We start from the raw sequence: 17,537 nt of genomic DNA on the forward strand, positions 1-17,537 counted from the left end.
ACCACCTCTTATATTATTCATCATAATGTAAAGCTTCCTTTACGTCAAGTTTCCTTTACATTTTTTTAGGCAAAAAAAGAAAGTTAGTCACTTGAACTAACTCTCTTGCAAAATCACAATTTAGACCCCCACTAAGTAACCCGTCTCACTATGAATTTTTGTCGAGTACTTTTTGTATGGATTGATTAAGTTTATTTATATTTACTTGTACAGACTTTTTATCGCTTAACTGATACTTTTCTTTCAATTGGAGGATCCTAGTCACACTTTCATCGATTCTCTCTTCGGATATTTCACCATTTTTGATCGCACTTTTAATCGCATTATGGACCCGAACCACACTGTTGTAGTCATGTGCCACCATGATAATGTCACTTCCGGCCTTAATTGATTGAACCGCTGCCTCACCAATATCGTAATCATTGGTGATTGCTTTCATGTAAAAATCATCGGTAATGACTACTCCATTAAAACCTAGTTCTTTCCGCAGAATATCGGTGATTATGGTTTTAGACATGGAGGACGGATAGGTGTTGTCAAGCGCCGGGACTAAAATGTGGCCGACCATTACCATATCTGCTCCTTCTTTAATAGCCTTCCGAAATGGAATAAATTCCAGACTTTCTAGCTCCGCCCGCGTTTTTCCAACCCTAGGTAATTCAAGATGCGAATCAACATGTGTATCCCCATGCCCTGGAAAATGCTTGACTGAGGAAATAATAGACTGTGACTGCAGCCCTTTCATTGTTTGGATCCCAAGACTACTCACAATCTCTGGATTACTGCTAAACGAACGGTCACCAATAACAGGGTTATCAGGATTGCTATTAACATCAAGCACAGGTGCAAAGTCCACATTAAACCCAAATGCTTTAAGCTCTTTTCCAAGGACTGTGCCGATTTCATACGAGAGGGTTGGATCATTTATCTTTCCAATTTCTAGATTTGTCGGGAAGGTGATTAAACCTCCTGGCAACTTTGAGATTCGACCGCCTTCCTGATCCACACCAAAAAATAATGGAATTTTACCTTCATTAGCCTGTTTTATTTGGTTCAAATAGTTGACAGTTTGTTTCGGAGATACTAAATTATCCCCATTAAAAATGATGCCTCCTACTTGGTATTTCGTAATTAACTGGTTCATATTTTGGCTCATCGTTGTACCGGAAATCCCAGCAAAAATCATTTGACCAATTTTTTCATCTAAACTTTGGTTTTCACTTTCACCTTTATCAACCGATTGTTGAAGGTTTGTCACCACAGAAATATGATGAACAGTTGGGTTAGGCTTTTGTTCAGTCGGTTTCGGTAAAATCCACTTCAACTGAAAAGTAGGATTGACTTGATAGATGAAAATTACTTGGTTTACGTTTTCATCTTTATAATATTTAACCTCATCTGGCTCGCCTATCGCTTTTTGAATATCTTCTAAATGAATATCCATTAAATCCGAGTCGTAGGAACGGATGTCAAAAGCAGTCTTATTCTTAATCCCAATTGTTACGTCATGATCAGGATACACCACGAAGTCCCCAATCGAGCTTTTGTCAATAGTTGGCGGCTCTCCCCATTGATTGTGTATTTCTTGAATGTTTGTCTGTCCTGCTATAAAAGGAGTGTGCGGAACCTTCCCTGTTTTAGAAATTGAAAAAATTTCCTTAACTTGTTCTAAGGAATCTGGTTTTTCTTCTGCTGTTCCTTCTGGCAATGTCTCAGATTCATTTTTTTCTGGTTGCTGAGTCGACTCCTCACTTGGAGCACTCTGTTCACTTTGCTGTTTGTTACCTTTTTCAACATACATATAAACAGCTGCAACCACTACAACAACGGAAAGTATACCAATCAAACTTGTTAATATTCCTTTTTTCAACATAGGCTACCTCCCTGCAAGTTTTTCTTCTATAGTATTAGACTCTTTTAACAGCAGAAACGTTACATTCGTTTTTGGGACACGGGACCTGTCCCTGTGACCCACCAGATCGGTTTCATTGTGCAACAAGAATTCAAAGAGGCAAGGGTTCAAGTCCTTGCCTCTTTTTTATAATATTCCCCTAGAAACTGTGGCAATGCAAAACAGCTTACCACCATTTGCTCGTTCACATATTTTGTTTCTTTGTGGCTGACTTTGCTTGGGTTTACTTTAATGTGCTTCTTAGTTCCGATTGTGAAACTCCACATTCCACCAGGGTAGGTCGGTACAACTGCCGTATACAACTTAGTCTCATTGAAAAGTTCTGAGATTCGAGTATAGGACTGTTTCATTATGGCAGAATGGAATATTGGTGATTGGCTTTGACAAACCATGATTCCGTCATCTTTTAAGGCCTCATATAAGCTTTGATAGAAGCTCTCTTCGAATAATACCGCTGCTGGTCCAATTGGATCTGATGAATCCACGATTATCAGATCATACTCATTTTTCTTAGTAGCCGCGAATTTTACACCATCATCAAAAATAAGATGAACACGTGGATCTGCTAGGCGACCTGATACCTCAGGTAAATGTTCGATACTAGCTTTTACTACAAGCTCATCAATTTCAACCATATCAATATGTTCGATTTCTTCGTATTTGGCTACTTCCTTTGCAACTCCACAATCACCACCACCAATGATTAATACCTTTTTCGGATTAGGGTGAATCGACATGGGCACATGTGAAATCATTTCATTATAGATATGTCCATCAACTGAGGTCGTTTGAACAATACCATCTAACACTAGCATTCTTCCAAAATCATATGAATCCAGAATCATGACTTCCTGGAAAGATGATTGTTGATCAAAAATAATATCTTTAATCCGATAGCTGATTTTCAAGTTGTCGTACTCATCTTCGGTGAGCCATAAATCTCCATTTTTCTTAGATAAATAAGGCTTATTAAGTTCCATCATCATCCCCCATTCTATTCTTACTCTTCCAATATAAGAATAAGAAAGAACACTATGCATGTCCAGCAAAGTGGGTCGGAGGGACAAGTTCCTCGTCCCAGTTTAATCCTGTTGTGGAACGCGGGACCTGTCCCTGTGTCCCGGCATTGTAACAGTGATCTCTGTTCCGATGTTTTCCCACGATTCGACGTTAATATCTCCGCTATGCAATTTTGCAATTTGCAGCGCTATACTCATTCCAAGCCCTGTTCCTTCTACACGTTCATCTGTGTTTGTTCCACGATAATACCTATCGAATAAATGCTTCTTAGTCACCTCATCCATCCCAACACCGCTATCCTTGACAATTATTTTCGTCCTACCTTTTTCATTGGTTTCCTCTAAGAGAACTTCAACGCTTGTACCAGGCGGATTATGTTTCATCGCATTATAAATAAGGTTATCTAGCATTCTTTCAAACAACCGTTTGTTTACTTGTAGATAACGGTTATTGCGTAAAGGATCAAAGGCAATCGGGTAGTCTTTTATTATCCGGTCCCTTTCAAACTTCCCTAAGACCCCTTCTACAAATTCACTTACTTCTACTGTCTCAAACTGCACTTGATTCGTACCATTTTTCAGTTGAAAACTTAATGAAAAATCTTCTATTAAATGTAGCATATAATCACTTTTTTCACGTATCGTTTTCCCTATTTCTTCTAACTCATCCTTGGTCCAATCATATTGGCCACTTTCTAAGAGATTTCCATATCCCTGCATCGTCGATAAAGGTGTGCGTAAATCATGAGATATTCCTGTCATCCATTCTGATCGATTTTTCTCTAATTGCTCCCGCTCTTTCCTCGAAGCTTCGAGTTTACCTGCCATATCATGAAATGCCTCAAACACCTCTAGATATAACTTATATCGCAACCGAATCTTTCCATTCTTACGATATACCTTCTTCTTTTCACGCTCTGTTAGTACTTCACTGTAGTTTTCATTTCCCATCCTGCCAAGCCAATTCGCAAAAATAAACAGTGGATTTCCATAGCGAAATCCATTCCATATTGAAATTGCGATAGTGATAAGGAGGACAATCCCCCCAGTAATAAGAAATCCTCGTGCTACATCAAGATACGTTTCTAGTTTCACTACATTGCTATTTTCATTTGGTATATATAATTCCCAAACCATTCCATTCTTAGTGTCTTCATAAGTCGTTCTTTTTGATGAATAAATATCAGGTGCAACATCTCTAACAAAAACATCCAAAGGCTTCTCGTCTTCACGGTTTTGTAACCCAATCATTTGTTGCAATGACCCATCCTTACGATATATTTTCAGAGTGCCTTTTTGTTTTTTTAATAGATTCTCGACTTTAAGTTGGTCCGCTTCATCTATTGTCCCACTTTCCCCATACGCCCCAACAATTTGTTTTAGTAAAAGGTGTGCTTGATCCTGGTAGCCTAAAACAAATAGGTAAGGTACCTCGTAAAATGTCTCTAAGTAAAAGGCAAGTGAAAAATCTTGTAATTGCTTTGTTTCCTTCATCATTTCCAACTCTTGATATGTATATTTGTTCGGTATTTCACCTGGTACATTTCCTGATTCAATCACAGTTCCCTCATGATCAATTATTTGTACCCAAATTTGTTCCTTTTCTAAATCTTTATCCCAATCCTTGTTCATACTGAATTCTGAAAATGAAAACCCCGTATTGACTGAAATGGCCTCTAACTTTGCCTGGTAATAATTAGATTGAGATACATCTTCTGCATAAATACCTATAGCTATAATTAGGGTTAGAAAAATGACAATAACCATTAAGGCAGCTACTAACAAAAACTGTAATGAGAAATGCAAAAATAAACGCCATCTTAGCTTTTTCATGATTGATTTCCCTTAACAAGTTTATATCCAAGACCTCTTACTGTTAGTAAATATTTAGGGTTACTTGGGTCCTCCTCGATTCTTTCTCTAATTCTTCTAATATGTACCGAAACTGTATTCTCATCAACATAATTGTCAAATCCCCAGACTGCTTCAAGGAGTGCAGATTTAGAATGAACAATATTCGGATGCTTGCACAAATAAAGCAACAACAAATAAACTTGAGTTGGACAAGGTACTGGCTGACCGTTTACCAACAATTCTCCTGCGCCTTCATCTAACAAGAATCGATCAAAATCAAACTGCTTAGATTTCAATAGAATTGTAGGCTCAGCTAATTTAGAACTTCTTCTTAAATACGCTTTAATTCTTGCAGCCACCTCTAATGGATTAAACGGCTTTGTCACATAATCATCACCGCCAGTAGCAAATCCCGTTAGTACGTCTAAATCTGATACTCTAGCGGTTAAAAATAAAATATAGGCTGACGATAATTCACGGATTTTCGGACAAAAGTCGAATCCGCTGCCATCTGGTAGCATCACATCAAGGATAACAATATCAACCTGTTGTTTTTTTAGAATAGTAAGCGCATCTTCCCCTTTGTATGCCGTATATATATTTTGAAATCCTTCCTTTTTCAACATCATTTCTAACATTTTCACAATAGCTTGTTCATCATCAACTATTAAAATATTTGTCTCATTATACATAAGTTTCCACCTCATCCTTATCATAACAAAGCAACTTTACGAACAGTTGAACAAATCAAATAAAGTTTTATGCATCCGTAAGGTAGTGGTTAATTTTTGGAAAACTCATCCCTTTAACATATAAGGTAGTTCAATATGAAAGGGAGCAGAAAATGAAAAAACGAGTTAGGTTGATGGATGGACTAAGGGGATTCAGTTTAATTGGGATATTAATAGCGAATGTATTAATTTTTCAATATGGTATGTTTGGGAAAGATCAAATGGAAAACTATCAGACTTTAGCGTCTGATCAAGCATCCTATATTTGGATCAAAATCTTTATAGAAGGTAGCTTCATGCCTATCTTTTTGTTTTTATTTGGCTATTCTATGGTTAAATTATCGGAAAAACTTGAAGGCAATGGTAAAAAGATCAAACGACACCTAGTACGTCGTTTCATATTATTACTTACTTTCGGATTACTCCACTCCTTTTTTGTTTGGGAAGGAGATATTTTATTTTCCTACGGACTGATTGGCTTACTTATGATTGGCTTTGTTAAACGAAAGAAAAAGACAATACTAATTTGGACTGTGACGTTATTTTCTTTAAGTACATTGTTAGGGGTAATTGGAGCAAATGAAGAAATGGAGAAACCAAAGAATTTAGATTCCTATATCCAAAAGGAGTACGAAGCATATTCAAGTGGAGATTATTGGGAAACTTATGATTTTCGCAATAACGGAGAAGATCCGTATGGTTATCCTGATTTTGTATACCTAGTCATGTTAGTGCTTATGCCACTTGTGATCTGCCCGATATTCTTATTCGGAATGTACGCCGCTAAAAGCGGATGGTTCACATTTCCTGAAAAAGAAAAACGGAAATATAGTTGGTTAGCTTGGCTATTTCTACCTATGGGCTTAGGGTTAAAATCTTTACCATATCTGTTTCCAGAACATATATGGACAGAATCAATTTATACAATAGGTGCGCCCCTTCTCTCGGTCGGTTACATCTTCCTATTTGCATATTTTTATACAAAAGGAGAATCCGTCATTTTAACTCTTTTTGAAAATGTAGGACGTCTATCCATGACAAATTATTTAGCGCAAAGTTTTATATGTACTCTTATTTTTTATGGATATGGTCTAGGATTATTCGGAAAGATGGGTGTTCTTAATGGGATTTTGTTAGCAATCGTGATTTACTTATTCCAAGTTATTTTAAGCCACTTTTATCTTAAAATCTGGAAAATGGGACCTTTTGAAAAAATCATGAGAATCGGCACCTACATGACATGGCGAGGAATTCCAAAATCCAAAAAGGCACAAATTCGATTGCATGAAAAAGCTACGCATTAATGTGCGACAACTGTAAATGGCATGAGCTGAATATGGCGTTCGTATGAGTTTTCACCTTCACATTTGGCTATCAGCCATAAAAATATGTTATCAGCCATATTTTTTAGTTATTGGCCATAAATTTTCAGTAACAGCCGTATTTTCAAATTAACGGCCATAAATCGAAAAAAACGCCGCGAGTGTATTTGCACTGTTGCGGCATAGTATTATGAAGTGCTGGGACGAGGGACCTGTCCCCGTGTCCCAACAACCATAAAGATATTTTATCAGCCGTATTTTTTAGTTATTGGCCATTAATTTTCAGTAACAGCCGTATTTTCAAATTAACGGCCATAATTCAAAAAAACGCCGCGAGTGTCTTTGCACTGCTGCGGCGTAGTATAGTGAGGGCTGGGACGAGAGACCTGTCCCCGTGTCCCAACAGCCATAAAGATATTTTATCAGCCATATTTTTTAGTTATCGGCCATAAATTTTCAGTAACAGCCGTATTTTCAAATTAACGGCCATAATTCAAAAAAACGCCGCAAGTGTCTTTGCACTTCGGCAGCGTAGTATAGTGAAGTGCCGGGATAGAGCCCGGCGTCTTTTCTAAAACTTTTTAAGGAAGACTTTTTCCATGATGTGGTCAGGGCCTTTTTTGAAGACGATATCTGCGCGACGACGTGTAGGGAGAATGTTCTCTCGTAAGTTTTTGGCGTTGATTTCCTCCCAGATGTCAGTTGCCTTTTTAATCGCCTCGTCTTTTGACAACGATGTGTAGCGATGAAAATAAGACATTGGGTTCTGGAACGCCGTCTTTTGCAGTGTCAAAAATCTCTCAATGTACCATTTTTTAATATTTCTTACGTCCGCATCAATATAAATTGAGAAATCAAAAAAGTCACTGACAAAAACCGAATGGGACTTGCTGACTTGAAGGACATTTATCCCTTCAACGATTAAAATATCTGGCTGCTTAATAACCTCTACCTTATCGGATAGCACATCATACGTTAGATGAGAGTAAAGTGGAGCCTCCACTTTCGACTTACCAGACTTTACCTTCATCATAAACTCAATTAATCTTTGAGTATCGTAGCTTTCGGGAAATCCTTTTCGGCTCATCAAGCCCTTACTCTCCAAGGTTGAGTTTGGATACAAGAATCCATCTGTTGTAACTAACCCTACCTCTTTATGCTCATCCCAACGTGATAATAGAGTTTGGATCACCCTCGCTGCGGTGCTTTTCCCTACAGCCACACTACCTGCAATTCCAATAATATATGGAATTTTCTTAGCTTTATAGTCTAAAAATGAATTCGTTGCTCCCTGTAGCTGTTGCGATGCTTTTACCTTTAGATTGATCAAACGGGTCAATGGCAAATAAATTTCTTTTACTTCCTGAAGAGAGATTTCCTCGTTGATACCACGAATGCTCTCTAGTTCTTCTTCAGACAGTAACAAAGGAGTTTTATTGCGCAGTTCCGCCCATTTTTCTCTATTAAATTCAATATAATTTGTTAACGGATTCATAGCATTTACCTCTATTTTAGATTCATGTTCATTTTATCAGATTGTTACTTGAATTAATATGTTTTAATAAGAATGAGTTGTGCTCGCGATTTGCAAGACTTTCTTCGTTCTATTATTGACAACTTGAATGATTTTACCTAAAAACAACGCAATCACTAGAGTCCCAAGTCCAACCGGTCCTCCTAAAAGAAATCCGAGAACGGCTCCTGTACCTTCAATCCCCATTCTTACAATATTAAAGCTTAAACCGAACCGATTGCAAAACGCAACCATCATTCCATCTATTGGTGTCTTAGGTAAATTCGCCTCCATATAAATGCCAATCCCAATTCCAGCGATAACAAGACCTACAATGAAACTGACAATTTGTAATTCCCGAGATGATGTAAAGTCAACATTCCCTAATACAATATAAAACCAAAAATCAACAAAAACACTTCGGATTAAGATTGGAATAACCGATTCGATTCGCAATCTCTTTTTTTCAAGAATCCAGGTAATGAATATAAAAGTGAACTGTGTGAAAATTGACCACGTTCCAATCGTCAAACCTAAATGCTCTGTAAGCCCTACAGCTACGGTATCCCATGGCCCCGCTCCGATCAATGATTGAATAATAAAAGCAATTCCTAACGCAGTTAGAGCGAGTCCTCCAAAATAAATTCCTATACGCTTTCCCATGCTGCACCTCGATGTTGATTGATATTTCAAAATAATTATTTAATTATAACATTTGCACGCAAAATTCATCAAAAAAAGAGGCATCTGCCCACCAAAAAGGACAGAAGCCTTTAAACATTTCACTAGACTCATATTTTTTCATATTGAGTATTCTTGATATATTATGAAATACTATTCTACTTCTATTAAGACGGCTGCTCCTTGACCTCCACCGCCACACATTGAGGCAATGCCTCGGCCGCCGCCACGTCGTTTAAGTTCGCGAGCAAGTGTTAATACAAGCCTGAATCCGCTAGCACCTAGAGGATGACCAAGTGCTATTGCTCCTCCGTTCACGTTAACGACATCCGAAGGAAGACCGAGCTCTTGCTGACTAGCTATCACAACACTTGCAAAAGCTTCATTAATTTCAAACAAATCAATATCTGAAAGGCGTAAATTTGTACGTTCCAATAAAGCCCGTATCGCATTTGCCGGCTGGAGGTGCAATGATGGATCTGGCCCTGCCACAAATGCCCAGTCAATAATGGTTGCTAGCGGTGACTTACCTATTTTTTCACATGTGTCTAAACTAGATATTAGGCCTGCACTGGCACCATCTGACATCGGACTAGCGTTTCCAGGAGTAATGGTTCCCCCTTCTTCAAATGCCGGGGAAAGCTTTTGTAGTTTGTTAATGGAGGTTTGAGGACGAATACATTCATCCTCGGTAAGAATTTTGCCGGAAACATTAACTTCAACTATTTCATCCTTAAAAACTCCATTACTTTGTGCACGAGCTGCCCGTAGTTGTGAGTGTAGAGCAAATTCGTCTTGTTCTTCTCTGCTAATTTGTAATTCACGATTTGTACGTTCAGATAACCCGCCCATTGATTGATCAGAAAGCGCACACCATAAACCGTCATTCAAGGTATCATAGAATTCAATAGCACCCATTTTAACTTCTCGTCTAAGGTTAGATAGATGTGGTGCATTCGTCATGGATTCGAATCCCCCAACAACAAATAGGTCCCCTTCTCCTCTTTCTACACGGCGAGCAGCGTCAGATACTGCTGCTAAACTAGCAATACAAACGCTGTTTAATGTCAAGGCGGGAGTATGTATCCCAACACCAGCTTGATAAGCAACTTGACGCGCAGGGTTTTGACCTTGCCCAGCCTGTATGACTTGACCTAGTATAACGCCATCTGCATTAGCCGTTTCAGGAACACGGCGAACGAGCTCCGAAACTACCGCAACACCTAGTTCAGTTGCTGTATTCATGCTTAAACTTCCCTTAAACCGTCCAATAGGAGTACGAACTCCATCAATTAATACAGTTTTTTTCAACGAAATCACCCATCCTTTTTTGAAACTACTAAATTACTGGGTTAGTGAATCACGGTACGTTTCCCGTGCAAATAACGTTGCAACAATGCTAATCACACCTAATGAGACTAAATATAGAATAATTGGTAAGCTTTGCCCATTATATTTTGCTAGTAACCAAGTCGCAATTAGAGGGGAAAATCCACCTGCTAGGATAGCTCCAATTTGGTAACCAATGGATGCTCCACTTAAACGAACCTTCGACCCAAAAAGCTCAGAGTAGTATACTGCCTGAGGGCCGTAGACAGAGTCATGTATGACATTCAATCCAAGCACGATTCCTATTGTGATCCAAAGTACTGACCCTGTGTCCATCAGCGCAAAAAATGGAAAAATGAAAAGCGTCGTCGCTATTGTTCCACCCAAATAGACAGGTTTACGGCCAATCTTATCTGATAAATAGGACCATAGTGGCATGGTCACAAAACCAACTGCCGAAGAAATCATAACTGCATTTAGACCAATAGATCGGTCAACATTAACCGTTCCTACTAAATAGGTTAGAACAAATACAGAATAGATATAAAATGTTCCGTTTTGAACTAATTTCATACCAATCGTTAAGAATAATGGTTTTTTCTGGCTACGTAGTACGGTGAGCACAGGTTTTTCTTCTAACTGTTTCTTTTCTGCCAAATCCTCAAATACAGGCGACTCGCTGACTCTTAAGCGAATCCAAAGTCCAATGATGACAAGTATTGCACTTAGTAAAAAAGGAATACGCCAGCCCCAGGCAAGGAAAGCTTCATTAGACATATTGTTATTTACCGTCGAGAACACGAAGGTGGATAAGAGAAGACCAGCAGGAACTCCCATCTGTGGAAAACTACCGTATAATCCCCGTTTTCCTTTTGGAGCATGCTCGACAGCCATTACTACAGCTGAGCCCCACTCGCCTCCAACGGCAAATCCCTGGACAATTCGTAGAAGACTTATTAATAGTGGTGCCATCAATCCGATTGTTTGATAGGATGGTATCAGCCCCATTAAGAATGTTGCTATTCCCATTAATAATAGTGAAAGTGTAAGCATTTTTTTCCGACCAACTTTATCGCCGAAATGTCCAAATACCATACTTCCTAAGGGCCGTGCGATAAATCCTGCGGCATATGACCCAAAGGCCGCTAATGTCCCGTATAGAGGGTCGAAAGTTGGAAAAAACAATGCTGGAAATACTAAAGCAGCAGCTGTACCGTATAAATAGAAATCATACCATTCAATTGTTGTACCAATAAAGCTAGCCAAACCGACCTTGCGATGTTCTTTAGAAAAACCTTTTTTCTCGGTATTTATATCCTCCTGAATTACTGGAGCTGTAGACATCGACTTTCCTCCCTTTTTACGCTGGTGTAATATGTCTTAATGCTATTTTTCATTCCTTACTTTCGAAAAATGGCAACCACACATCATTGCATTTTATATATTTGACTTTCAGCGGCTGCCCAATTTTTAATTTTTGATCAGAATCAACTAAAAGATGTGTCAGCATCGATGGGCCTTCTTCTAGTTCAACAATCCCTAATACATAAGGTGTAACTTCTGCCCATCCAGGATGGCCAGGTCTGTGTACAATGCTCCATGTCTTTAATGTTCCTTCTCCTGAAGCTGGTTTCCATTCTAACTGGTCACTCCAACAATGCGGACAATGGGAACGAGGATAAAATACCCATTCACCACAATCACAGCATTTCTGCAAAATAAATTCCTTACGAGCTACTGCATCCCAGAACGGCTTAGTGATAGGTGTTATTGTTGGTCCTGGGACCGTTAAATTTTCAAATTTCTCTATCATAATTCCACCCCCAAGACCAGAGCAGCAGCTTCACTCAATGTAGCTCCATTCCCTGTTATCAGAGCATGACGGGCATTTGGAATTTGTCGCAAATCTGCTTCATGTCGCAATTGATGAACAGCTTCAATAATATGGGACATTCCACCAGCAAGATCTGCCTGACCAAATCCTAATTGTCCCCCGTGCGTGTTAAGTGGCCAATCCCCATCATGACCGAATGAATGCTCTTTCATCCATGAACCAAATCTTCCAGGTGCACATAGACCAGCATTTTCTAATGTTTGTGCAACTACACTCGTATAGCAATCATAGATAGAAAGTAAATCCATGTTTTGAACGGATAAACCTGCTTGTTCCAATGCCCTTGGGATCGCATAGCTTAGTGGAGCATTTTCCAAGGAAGGGGCTTGGCTGACGGCTCTATGAGTGATTTTTTCACCCGCCCCTAGTAAATAAACTGGAGGATGTCCTCCCTTAGAGGCATTTTTGGCAGAGGTAACAACGACAGCTGCGCCACCTGCTACAGGCATAACGATTTCAAATAAATGCAAGGGATCCACAATTAGCGGTGAATTCAACACGTCCTCTACTGAGGCTGGTTTTCCGTATGTAATGGCTTTAGGGTTGAGCTGCGCATTTTTTCGTGCCCAATGAGCAATGAGTGCAAAATCTTCTTGTGTTGATCCATACTCGGCCATGTGCCGTTGCTTTAACAGCGCATAAGAAGTGTTTGCGCCAGAAGCACCAAATGGAACATCAAATTCACGAATTGGATTACGATTTGGTGAACGTAAAGCTTTTCCTTTTTCATTGATATTGGCAAGCACACATACAACTGTTTCACACATTCCCGCTTCTATTGCAGCCACCGCTCTCCATATCATTCCCGCACCGGTAGCACCTCCAAGATCAACTACATTTGACATTGTCGGCTCAAGACCAAGGTATTCCGCAACAGTAGCTGGCACATGCTGCGGAGTTTCGCCTACTTGGGGGCCAACTAATAAACCATCTACCTCGTCTTTTTCAATTCCGGCATCTTGAATGGCCAGCCTTACTGACTCGGCAATTAATCCAAGAGTTGTCACACCCTCGCTATAACGGACTGGAGTAAGTTCTCCAATCCCTATAATTGCACCTTTCGGAACTTGGAGTTTACCCATTATACGAAACTCCTTTCGGACAAGCTGCTATATTCCTCTAGGCACGCTGGGTTGGCAAGTGAACCCCTATTCTTTATTGGCTGTCCAAGAACAGTTGAACGTACTGCCCCCTCTACCTTCTTGCCGTTAATTGTATAAGGAATCTCTTTGACACCGTATATACGCCTTGGCACATGCCGCGGTGAAGCTTTTTCCCTAATTTCCTTACGAATCTGAATCGCTAATGTTTTATCCAGTGATCCATCCTCGGTGACGACACACAGTGCAATCTCCTCATCATTATCAACAGGGTAGCCAAACACGATTGAGTCCTGTACCTGAGGAAGCTGCTCCACAACTCGGTAAATTTCAGCAGTTCCAATCCGGACACCCCCAGGATTAAGCGTCGTATCAGCTCTTCCATAAATAACTAACGTTTGCTCTATTGTTTGCTCAGCGAAGTCACCATGTGACCATATACCAGGACGTTCAGCAAAATATGCGGAAAAATAGCGCTCATCTCCGTCCTCTCCCCAGAATGTGATTGGCATACTAGGAAAAGCCTTTGTACACACTAACTCCCCTTTTTCATTGATTACGGATACACCTCTTTCATCGAGGACATCTACTGCCATCCCCAGTGCTTTACAGGTAATTTCCCCGCGTCTCACTGGATGTACAGGAGAACCCATCACAAAGCAGCCAATGATTTCGGTACCACCTGAAATCGAAGCCAACATGATATCCTGTTTAATATCGCTATAAATCCAATCATATTGTTCCGCCGATAAAGGTGCTCCACAAGAAAGAACACTGCGTAAAGATGAGAGGTTGTGTCTCTGACCAACCTGATAATCTGACTTCGCCAAGGTGTCTAAATACTTAGGACTCGTTCCGAAATGCGTAAGCCCAATCTCTTCTGCAATCTCCCAAAGAATCCCTATATTCGCCTTAGGTATTGGTGACCCGTCATAAAGAAGAATGGCAGCACCGCTTGCTAATCCAGATAGCAGCCAAGGATACATCATCCATGCTGTATTGGTGTACCAAAACAAGACATCTCCAGCTTTTAAATCACAATGTAACTGATGTTCCTTTAAGTGTTGAATTAATGTACCTCCGACTGAATGAACAATGGCCTTTGGCAGCCCAGTGGTCCCCGAAGTATAAAGGATGTAAAGTGGATGATTGAATGGAACTTGTGTAAATTCCAGATGGGATGATTCATTTTGACATAGCTCTTGCCAGCTCATCACTTTCGTTTCTTGATTAATCGATATATCTGCACTCTCAGATAAAGTCACAATAGCGGAAACATCGTTCAGTACCTCACTTACAGCGGAGATGTTATCTCGAATATCATAAGACTTTCCGTTATATTGATAATCCAAAGTTGCAATTAATACTTTTGGATGAACTTGCCCAATCCGATCGATAATCCCCTTTGGACCAAAGTCAGGAGAGCATGATGTCCAAACAGCACCTAATGAAGTGGTTGCCAATAAGGCTACGAATGCTTCAATTCTATTTGTTACAACTCCAGCAACACGATCACCAGCACTTACTCCCAAACTCTTTAACCCAGACTGGGCACGTGCCACCCTATTACGCAATTCTCCCATTGTGATTGTTTGAGAGACGCCGTTTTCATCTGATTCAATAACTGCGGTTTGCTGATCGTCACCACGTAAAATATTTTCTGCAAAATTTAATCTAGAATCAGGAAACCATTGTGTACCTAGCATTCCACCATCGCTTGGAGGAACTACGACTCTTTCTCCTTTATCTCCAATAACTTTTGCAAAGTCCCATACCGCTGACCAGAATGATTCAGGTTGAGCGACTGACCAGCGATGAAAACGTTCATAGGGTAGGAGTGGAAAACCGACCTCTTGTGAAAACTTCACCAAATTCGACTGTGAGACCCAAGTTTCACTCGGCTCCCATAGAACCTTGGATTCTAGTAAACTGTGTTGTGTTGTCATTATCTATTCCTCCCTCATACTAAGAGAAGCATTATTCTAAGCACACACCCATCCCTTAGTTCATATTTTAATAGTTTCTCTTTACAATCATCCCCTACCTATAGAGGTAGGGGAAATCTTCACAATTATATTTCACAAGCATACGTAACAATAGCACCTCTGAGACGTTGTGCCTCCTTATAGGTACATCTGTTTTGTACTACCTCAAGTCCTGCCTCTTTCGCAACTTCCACTGCCCTTGGGGAAATAACACCTTCTTGTAACCAGAATACTTTTGGTTGAATCTTTGCTGCTTCAGCTGCAACTCCAATTGCTGCCTCAGGACTACGGAATACTTGAACGATATCTACCTTTACCGGAATAGATGTTAAATCTGGATATGCCTGTTCACCGAGTACCTCTGTTTCCCTTGGATTAACCGGGATAATTTTATAACCGAGACGCTGCATTTTTCGTGCAAGTCTGTAGCTTGGGCGAGCTGGATTACCACTTAGACCAACAACGGCAATTGTTTTTGCACGCTGAACTTCTTTCCCTTCAACTTCTTCACGAATAAATGTTGATTGAAGTGCCCAGCGTATGACTCCCTCATCATTAACCGCTGTTTCTCCTTTTTGCTCCCCTTTTGATGAAATGCCTGTCGCTTCATAAAAAGCCTGGTCCAAGTCATTAACTAAATCACGGTATGATTCAATACCAACTGATAATCGGATTAATTCTTCACTTACTCCAGTTTTTACTAACTCTTCCGCACTTAATTGCTGATGAGTTGTTGATGCCGGGTGAATAATAAGTGACTTGGCATCTCCAACATTTGCTACATGTGACCATAGTGCAATGTTATTAATTACTTTCTTACCGGTTTCTCTTCCACCCTTAATGCCAAAGTTTACGATTGAGCCATATCCCGAACGCAAATATTTAGTAGCTAGTTCATGTGCTGGATGCTCTTCAAGACCAGGGTATGAAACCCAATCAACCGCAGGATGGTCATTTAAGAATTTTGCGACTTTCAGTGCATTTTCATTATGTTTTTCGATTCTTAGGTGTAATGTTTCAAGACCCTGTATCAATAGGAACGCACTATGTGGGCTTAATGAAGAACCAAAATCTCTTAAAAGCTGAACTCTAAGTTTGGTACTAAATGCTAAAGTTCCAAATTCATTTGCATACTTAATTCCGTTATAACTTTGATCTGGCTCTGTAAAGCCTGGGAACTTTTCACTGTTCCAATTAAAACGGCCTCCATCAACGACTAACCCACCAATTGTCGTTCCATGTCCACCTATCCACTTTGTTGCGGAGTGAACCACTATATCAGCACCATATTGGATTGGTTTACAAACATATGGAGAAGCAAATGTATTATCTATAATGAGTGGTACTCCATTTTCATGTGCAATCGCTGATACTGCTTCAATATCTAAAACATGCAAGCTTGGGTTTCCAATCGTTTCTGCAAATACGGCCTTTGTTTTAGGTGTTATAGCTTTTCTAAAATTCTCAGGATCTGTTGGATCAACGAAATGAGTCTTGATTCCATATTTCGGAAGCGTAACAGCGAAAAGATTGTAAGTTCCGCCATATAAGTTGGAAGCTGCTACAATTTCGTCTCCTGCTTGTGCGACGTTCATAATGGATAGAGCAATTGCGGCCATTCCTGAAGATGTTGCTACAGCTGCGACACCATCCTCCAACAACGCGATTCGTTTCTCAAGCACATCAACAGTCGGGTTACCGATTCTAGAATAAATATTACCTGACTCATCAAGACTAAATAGACTTTGAGCATGATCTGTATTATGAAAGACGAAAGAACTCGTTTGATATATTGGTACTGCACGTGAACCAGTTGTAGGATCTGGGGATTGACCACCATGTAAAAGTATCGTTTCATCATCATAAGTTTCATATTGTTTTGTCATTGTTTAAACCTCCAAGTTCAATTTTCTGCAAGTTTGCTAGATAAGTTTTTATTTTATGTAAATAAAAAGCCCCCTCAAAATAAGAAGAGGGGGCCTCAACTTATCTTTCAGATGTACACACATCTGCAGGAATTAGCACCTTTTCAAGTTTTCACTTGAAGGTTGCTGGACTTCATCGGGCCTGTTCCCTCAGTCTCTCTGGATAAGAATTTTATTAAAATGACGTATTAACGCTTTAATCCTTCATTAATATAAAGTATTATAGAATACTTTATTTTTTCAGTCAATATATTTTTTAGAAAAATATATCT

General features: G+C 39.7%; 13 protein-coding genes and 1 riboswitch. Of the genes, 1 reads left to right on the forward strand and 12 read right to left on the reverse strand.

Annotated elements, in window-relative coordinates; genetic code table 11:
* Window positions 1-148: 148 nt before the first annotated feature.
* The 4 genes from nagZ to NST91_RS21690 all read right to left on the reverse strand — a co-directional run bounded on the left by nagZ (window position 149) and on the right by NST91_RS21690 (window position 5,477).
* Window positions 149-1,873, reverse strand: coding sequence for a beta-N-acetylhexosaminidase (nagZ, locus tag NST91_RS21675; RefSeq protein WP_341332789.1), 1,725 nt, complete (start codon window positions 1,871-1,873; stop codon window positions 149-151).
* Window positions 1,874-2,019: 146 nt separating this feature from the next.
* The gene (speE, locus tag NST91_RS21680) at window positions 2,020-2,895 is read right to left on the reverse strand and encodes a polyamine aminopropyltransferase (protein ID WP_440273593.1); all 876 of its coding nucleotides are present in this window, start codon (window positions 2,893-2,895) and stop codon (window positions 2,020-2,022) included.
* A 99-nt stretch (window positions 2,896-2,994) separates the two neighbouring features.
* Window positions 2,995-4,764 (reverse strand): sensor histidine kinase, encoded by a 1,770-nt coding sequence (locus tag NST91_RS21685; RefSeq protein WP_341332791.1) that lies wholly within the window; start codon window positions 4,762-4,764, stop codon window positions 2,995-2,997.
* Entirely contained in the window at window positions 4,761-5,477 is a 717-nt protein-coding gene (locus NST91_RS21690) for a response regulator transcription factor (RefSeq protein WP_341332792.1), read from the reverse strand. Before NST91_RS21690 ends, NST91_RS21685 begins: the two co-directional genes overlap by 4 nt.
* 152 nt (window positions 5,478-5,629) lie before the next feature.
* Here NST91_RS21690 and NST91_RS21695 point away from each other — a divergent pair, with 152 nt between their 5' ends.
* Window positions 5,630-6,820, forward strand: a complete 1,191-nt coding sequence (locus NST91_RS21695) for a DUF418 domain-containing protein (RefSeq protein ID WP_341332793.1) — start codon at window positions 5,630-5,632, stop codon at window positions 6,818-6,820.
* 589 nt (window positions 6,821-7,409) lie between these two features.
* Here NST91_RS21695 and coaA read toward each other — a convergent pair.
* The 8 genes from coaA to NST91_RS21735 all read right to left on the reverse strand — a co-directional run bounded on the left by coaA (window position 7,410) and on the right by NST91_RS21735 (window position 17,226).
* Window positions 7,410-8,333 carry a type I pantothenate kinase gene (coaA, locus tag NST91_RS21700; RefSeq protein ID WP_341332794.1) on the reverse strand — a complete coding sequence of 308 codons (924 nt, stop codon included), beginning with the start codon at window positions 8,331-8,333 and terminating at the stop codon, window positions 7,410-7,412.
* Between the two features lie 63 nt (window positions 8,334-8,396).
* The gene (locus NST91_RS21705; protein WP_341332795.1) at window positions 8,397-9,014 is read right to left on the reverse strand and encodes a YczE/YyaS/YitT family protein; all 618 of its coding nucleotides are present in this window, start codon (window positions 9,012-9,014) and stop codon (window positions 8,397-8,399) included.
* A 171-nt stretch (window positions 9,015-9,185) separates the two neighbouring features.
* Window positions 9,186-10,343, reverse strand: a complete 1,158-nt coding sequence (locus tag NST91_RS21710; RefSeq protein WP_341332796.1) for an acetyl-CoA C-acyltransferase — start codon at window positions 10,341-10,343, stop codon at window positions 9,186-9,188.
* A 33-nt stretch (window positions 10,344-10,376) separates the two neighbouring features.
* Window positions 10,377-11,705 carry an MFS transporter gene (locus NST91_RS21715; RefSeq protein WP_341332797.1) on the reverse strand — a complete coding sequence of 443 codons (1,329 nt, stop codon included), beginning with the start codon at window positions 11,703-11,705 and terminating at the stop codon, window positions 10,377-10,379.
* A gap of 49 nt (window positions 11,706-11,754) precedes the next feature.
* Window positions 11,755-12,174: a Zn-ribbon domain-containing OB-fold protein gene (locus NST91_RS21720; RefSeq protein ID WP_341332798.1), complete on the reverse strand. Its 420-nt coding sequence runs from the start codon at window positions 12,172-12,174 to the stop codon at window positions 11,755-11,757.
* Window positions 12,171-13,337: a thiolase family protein gene (locus NST91_RS21725; RefSeq protein WP_341332799.1), complete on the reverse strand. Its 1,167-nt coding sequence runs from the start codon at window positions 13,335-13,337 to the stop codon at window positions 12,171-12,173. Before NST91_RS21725 ends, NST91_RS21720 begins: the two co-directional genes overlap by 4 nt.
* Window positions 13,337-15,301 (reverse strand): acetoacetate--CoA ligase, encoded by a 1,965-nt coding sequence (locus NST91_RS21730; RefSeq protein WP_341332800.1) that lies wholly within the window; start codon window positions 15,299-15,301, stop codon window positions 13,337-13,339. Before NST91_RS21730 ends, NST91_RS21725 begins: the two co-directional genes overlap by 1 nt.
* 125 nt (window positions 15,302-15,426) lie before the next feature.
* Window positions 15,427-17,226, reverse strand: coding sequence for a PLP-dependent aspartate aminotransferase family protein (locus tag NST91_RS21735; protein WP_341332801.1), 1,800 nt, complete (start codon window positions 17,224-17,226; stop codon window positions 15,427-15,429).
* Window positions 17,227-17,323: 97 nt separating this feature from the next.
* A riboswitch (SAM riboswitch) is annotated at window positions 17,324-17,435 on the reverse strand.
* Between the last annotated feature and the right edge of the window lie 102 nt (window positions 17,436-17,537).

It is taken from the genome of Ferdinandcohnia sp. FSL W7-1320 (genome assembly GCF_038050315.1).
GTDB classification, from domain to species: domain Bacteria; phylum Bacillota; class Bacilli; order Bacillales; family Bacillaceae_L; genus Ferdinandcohnia; species Ferdinandcohnia aciditolerans.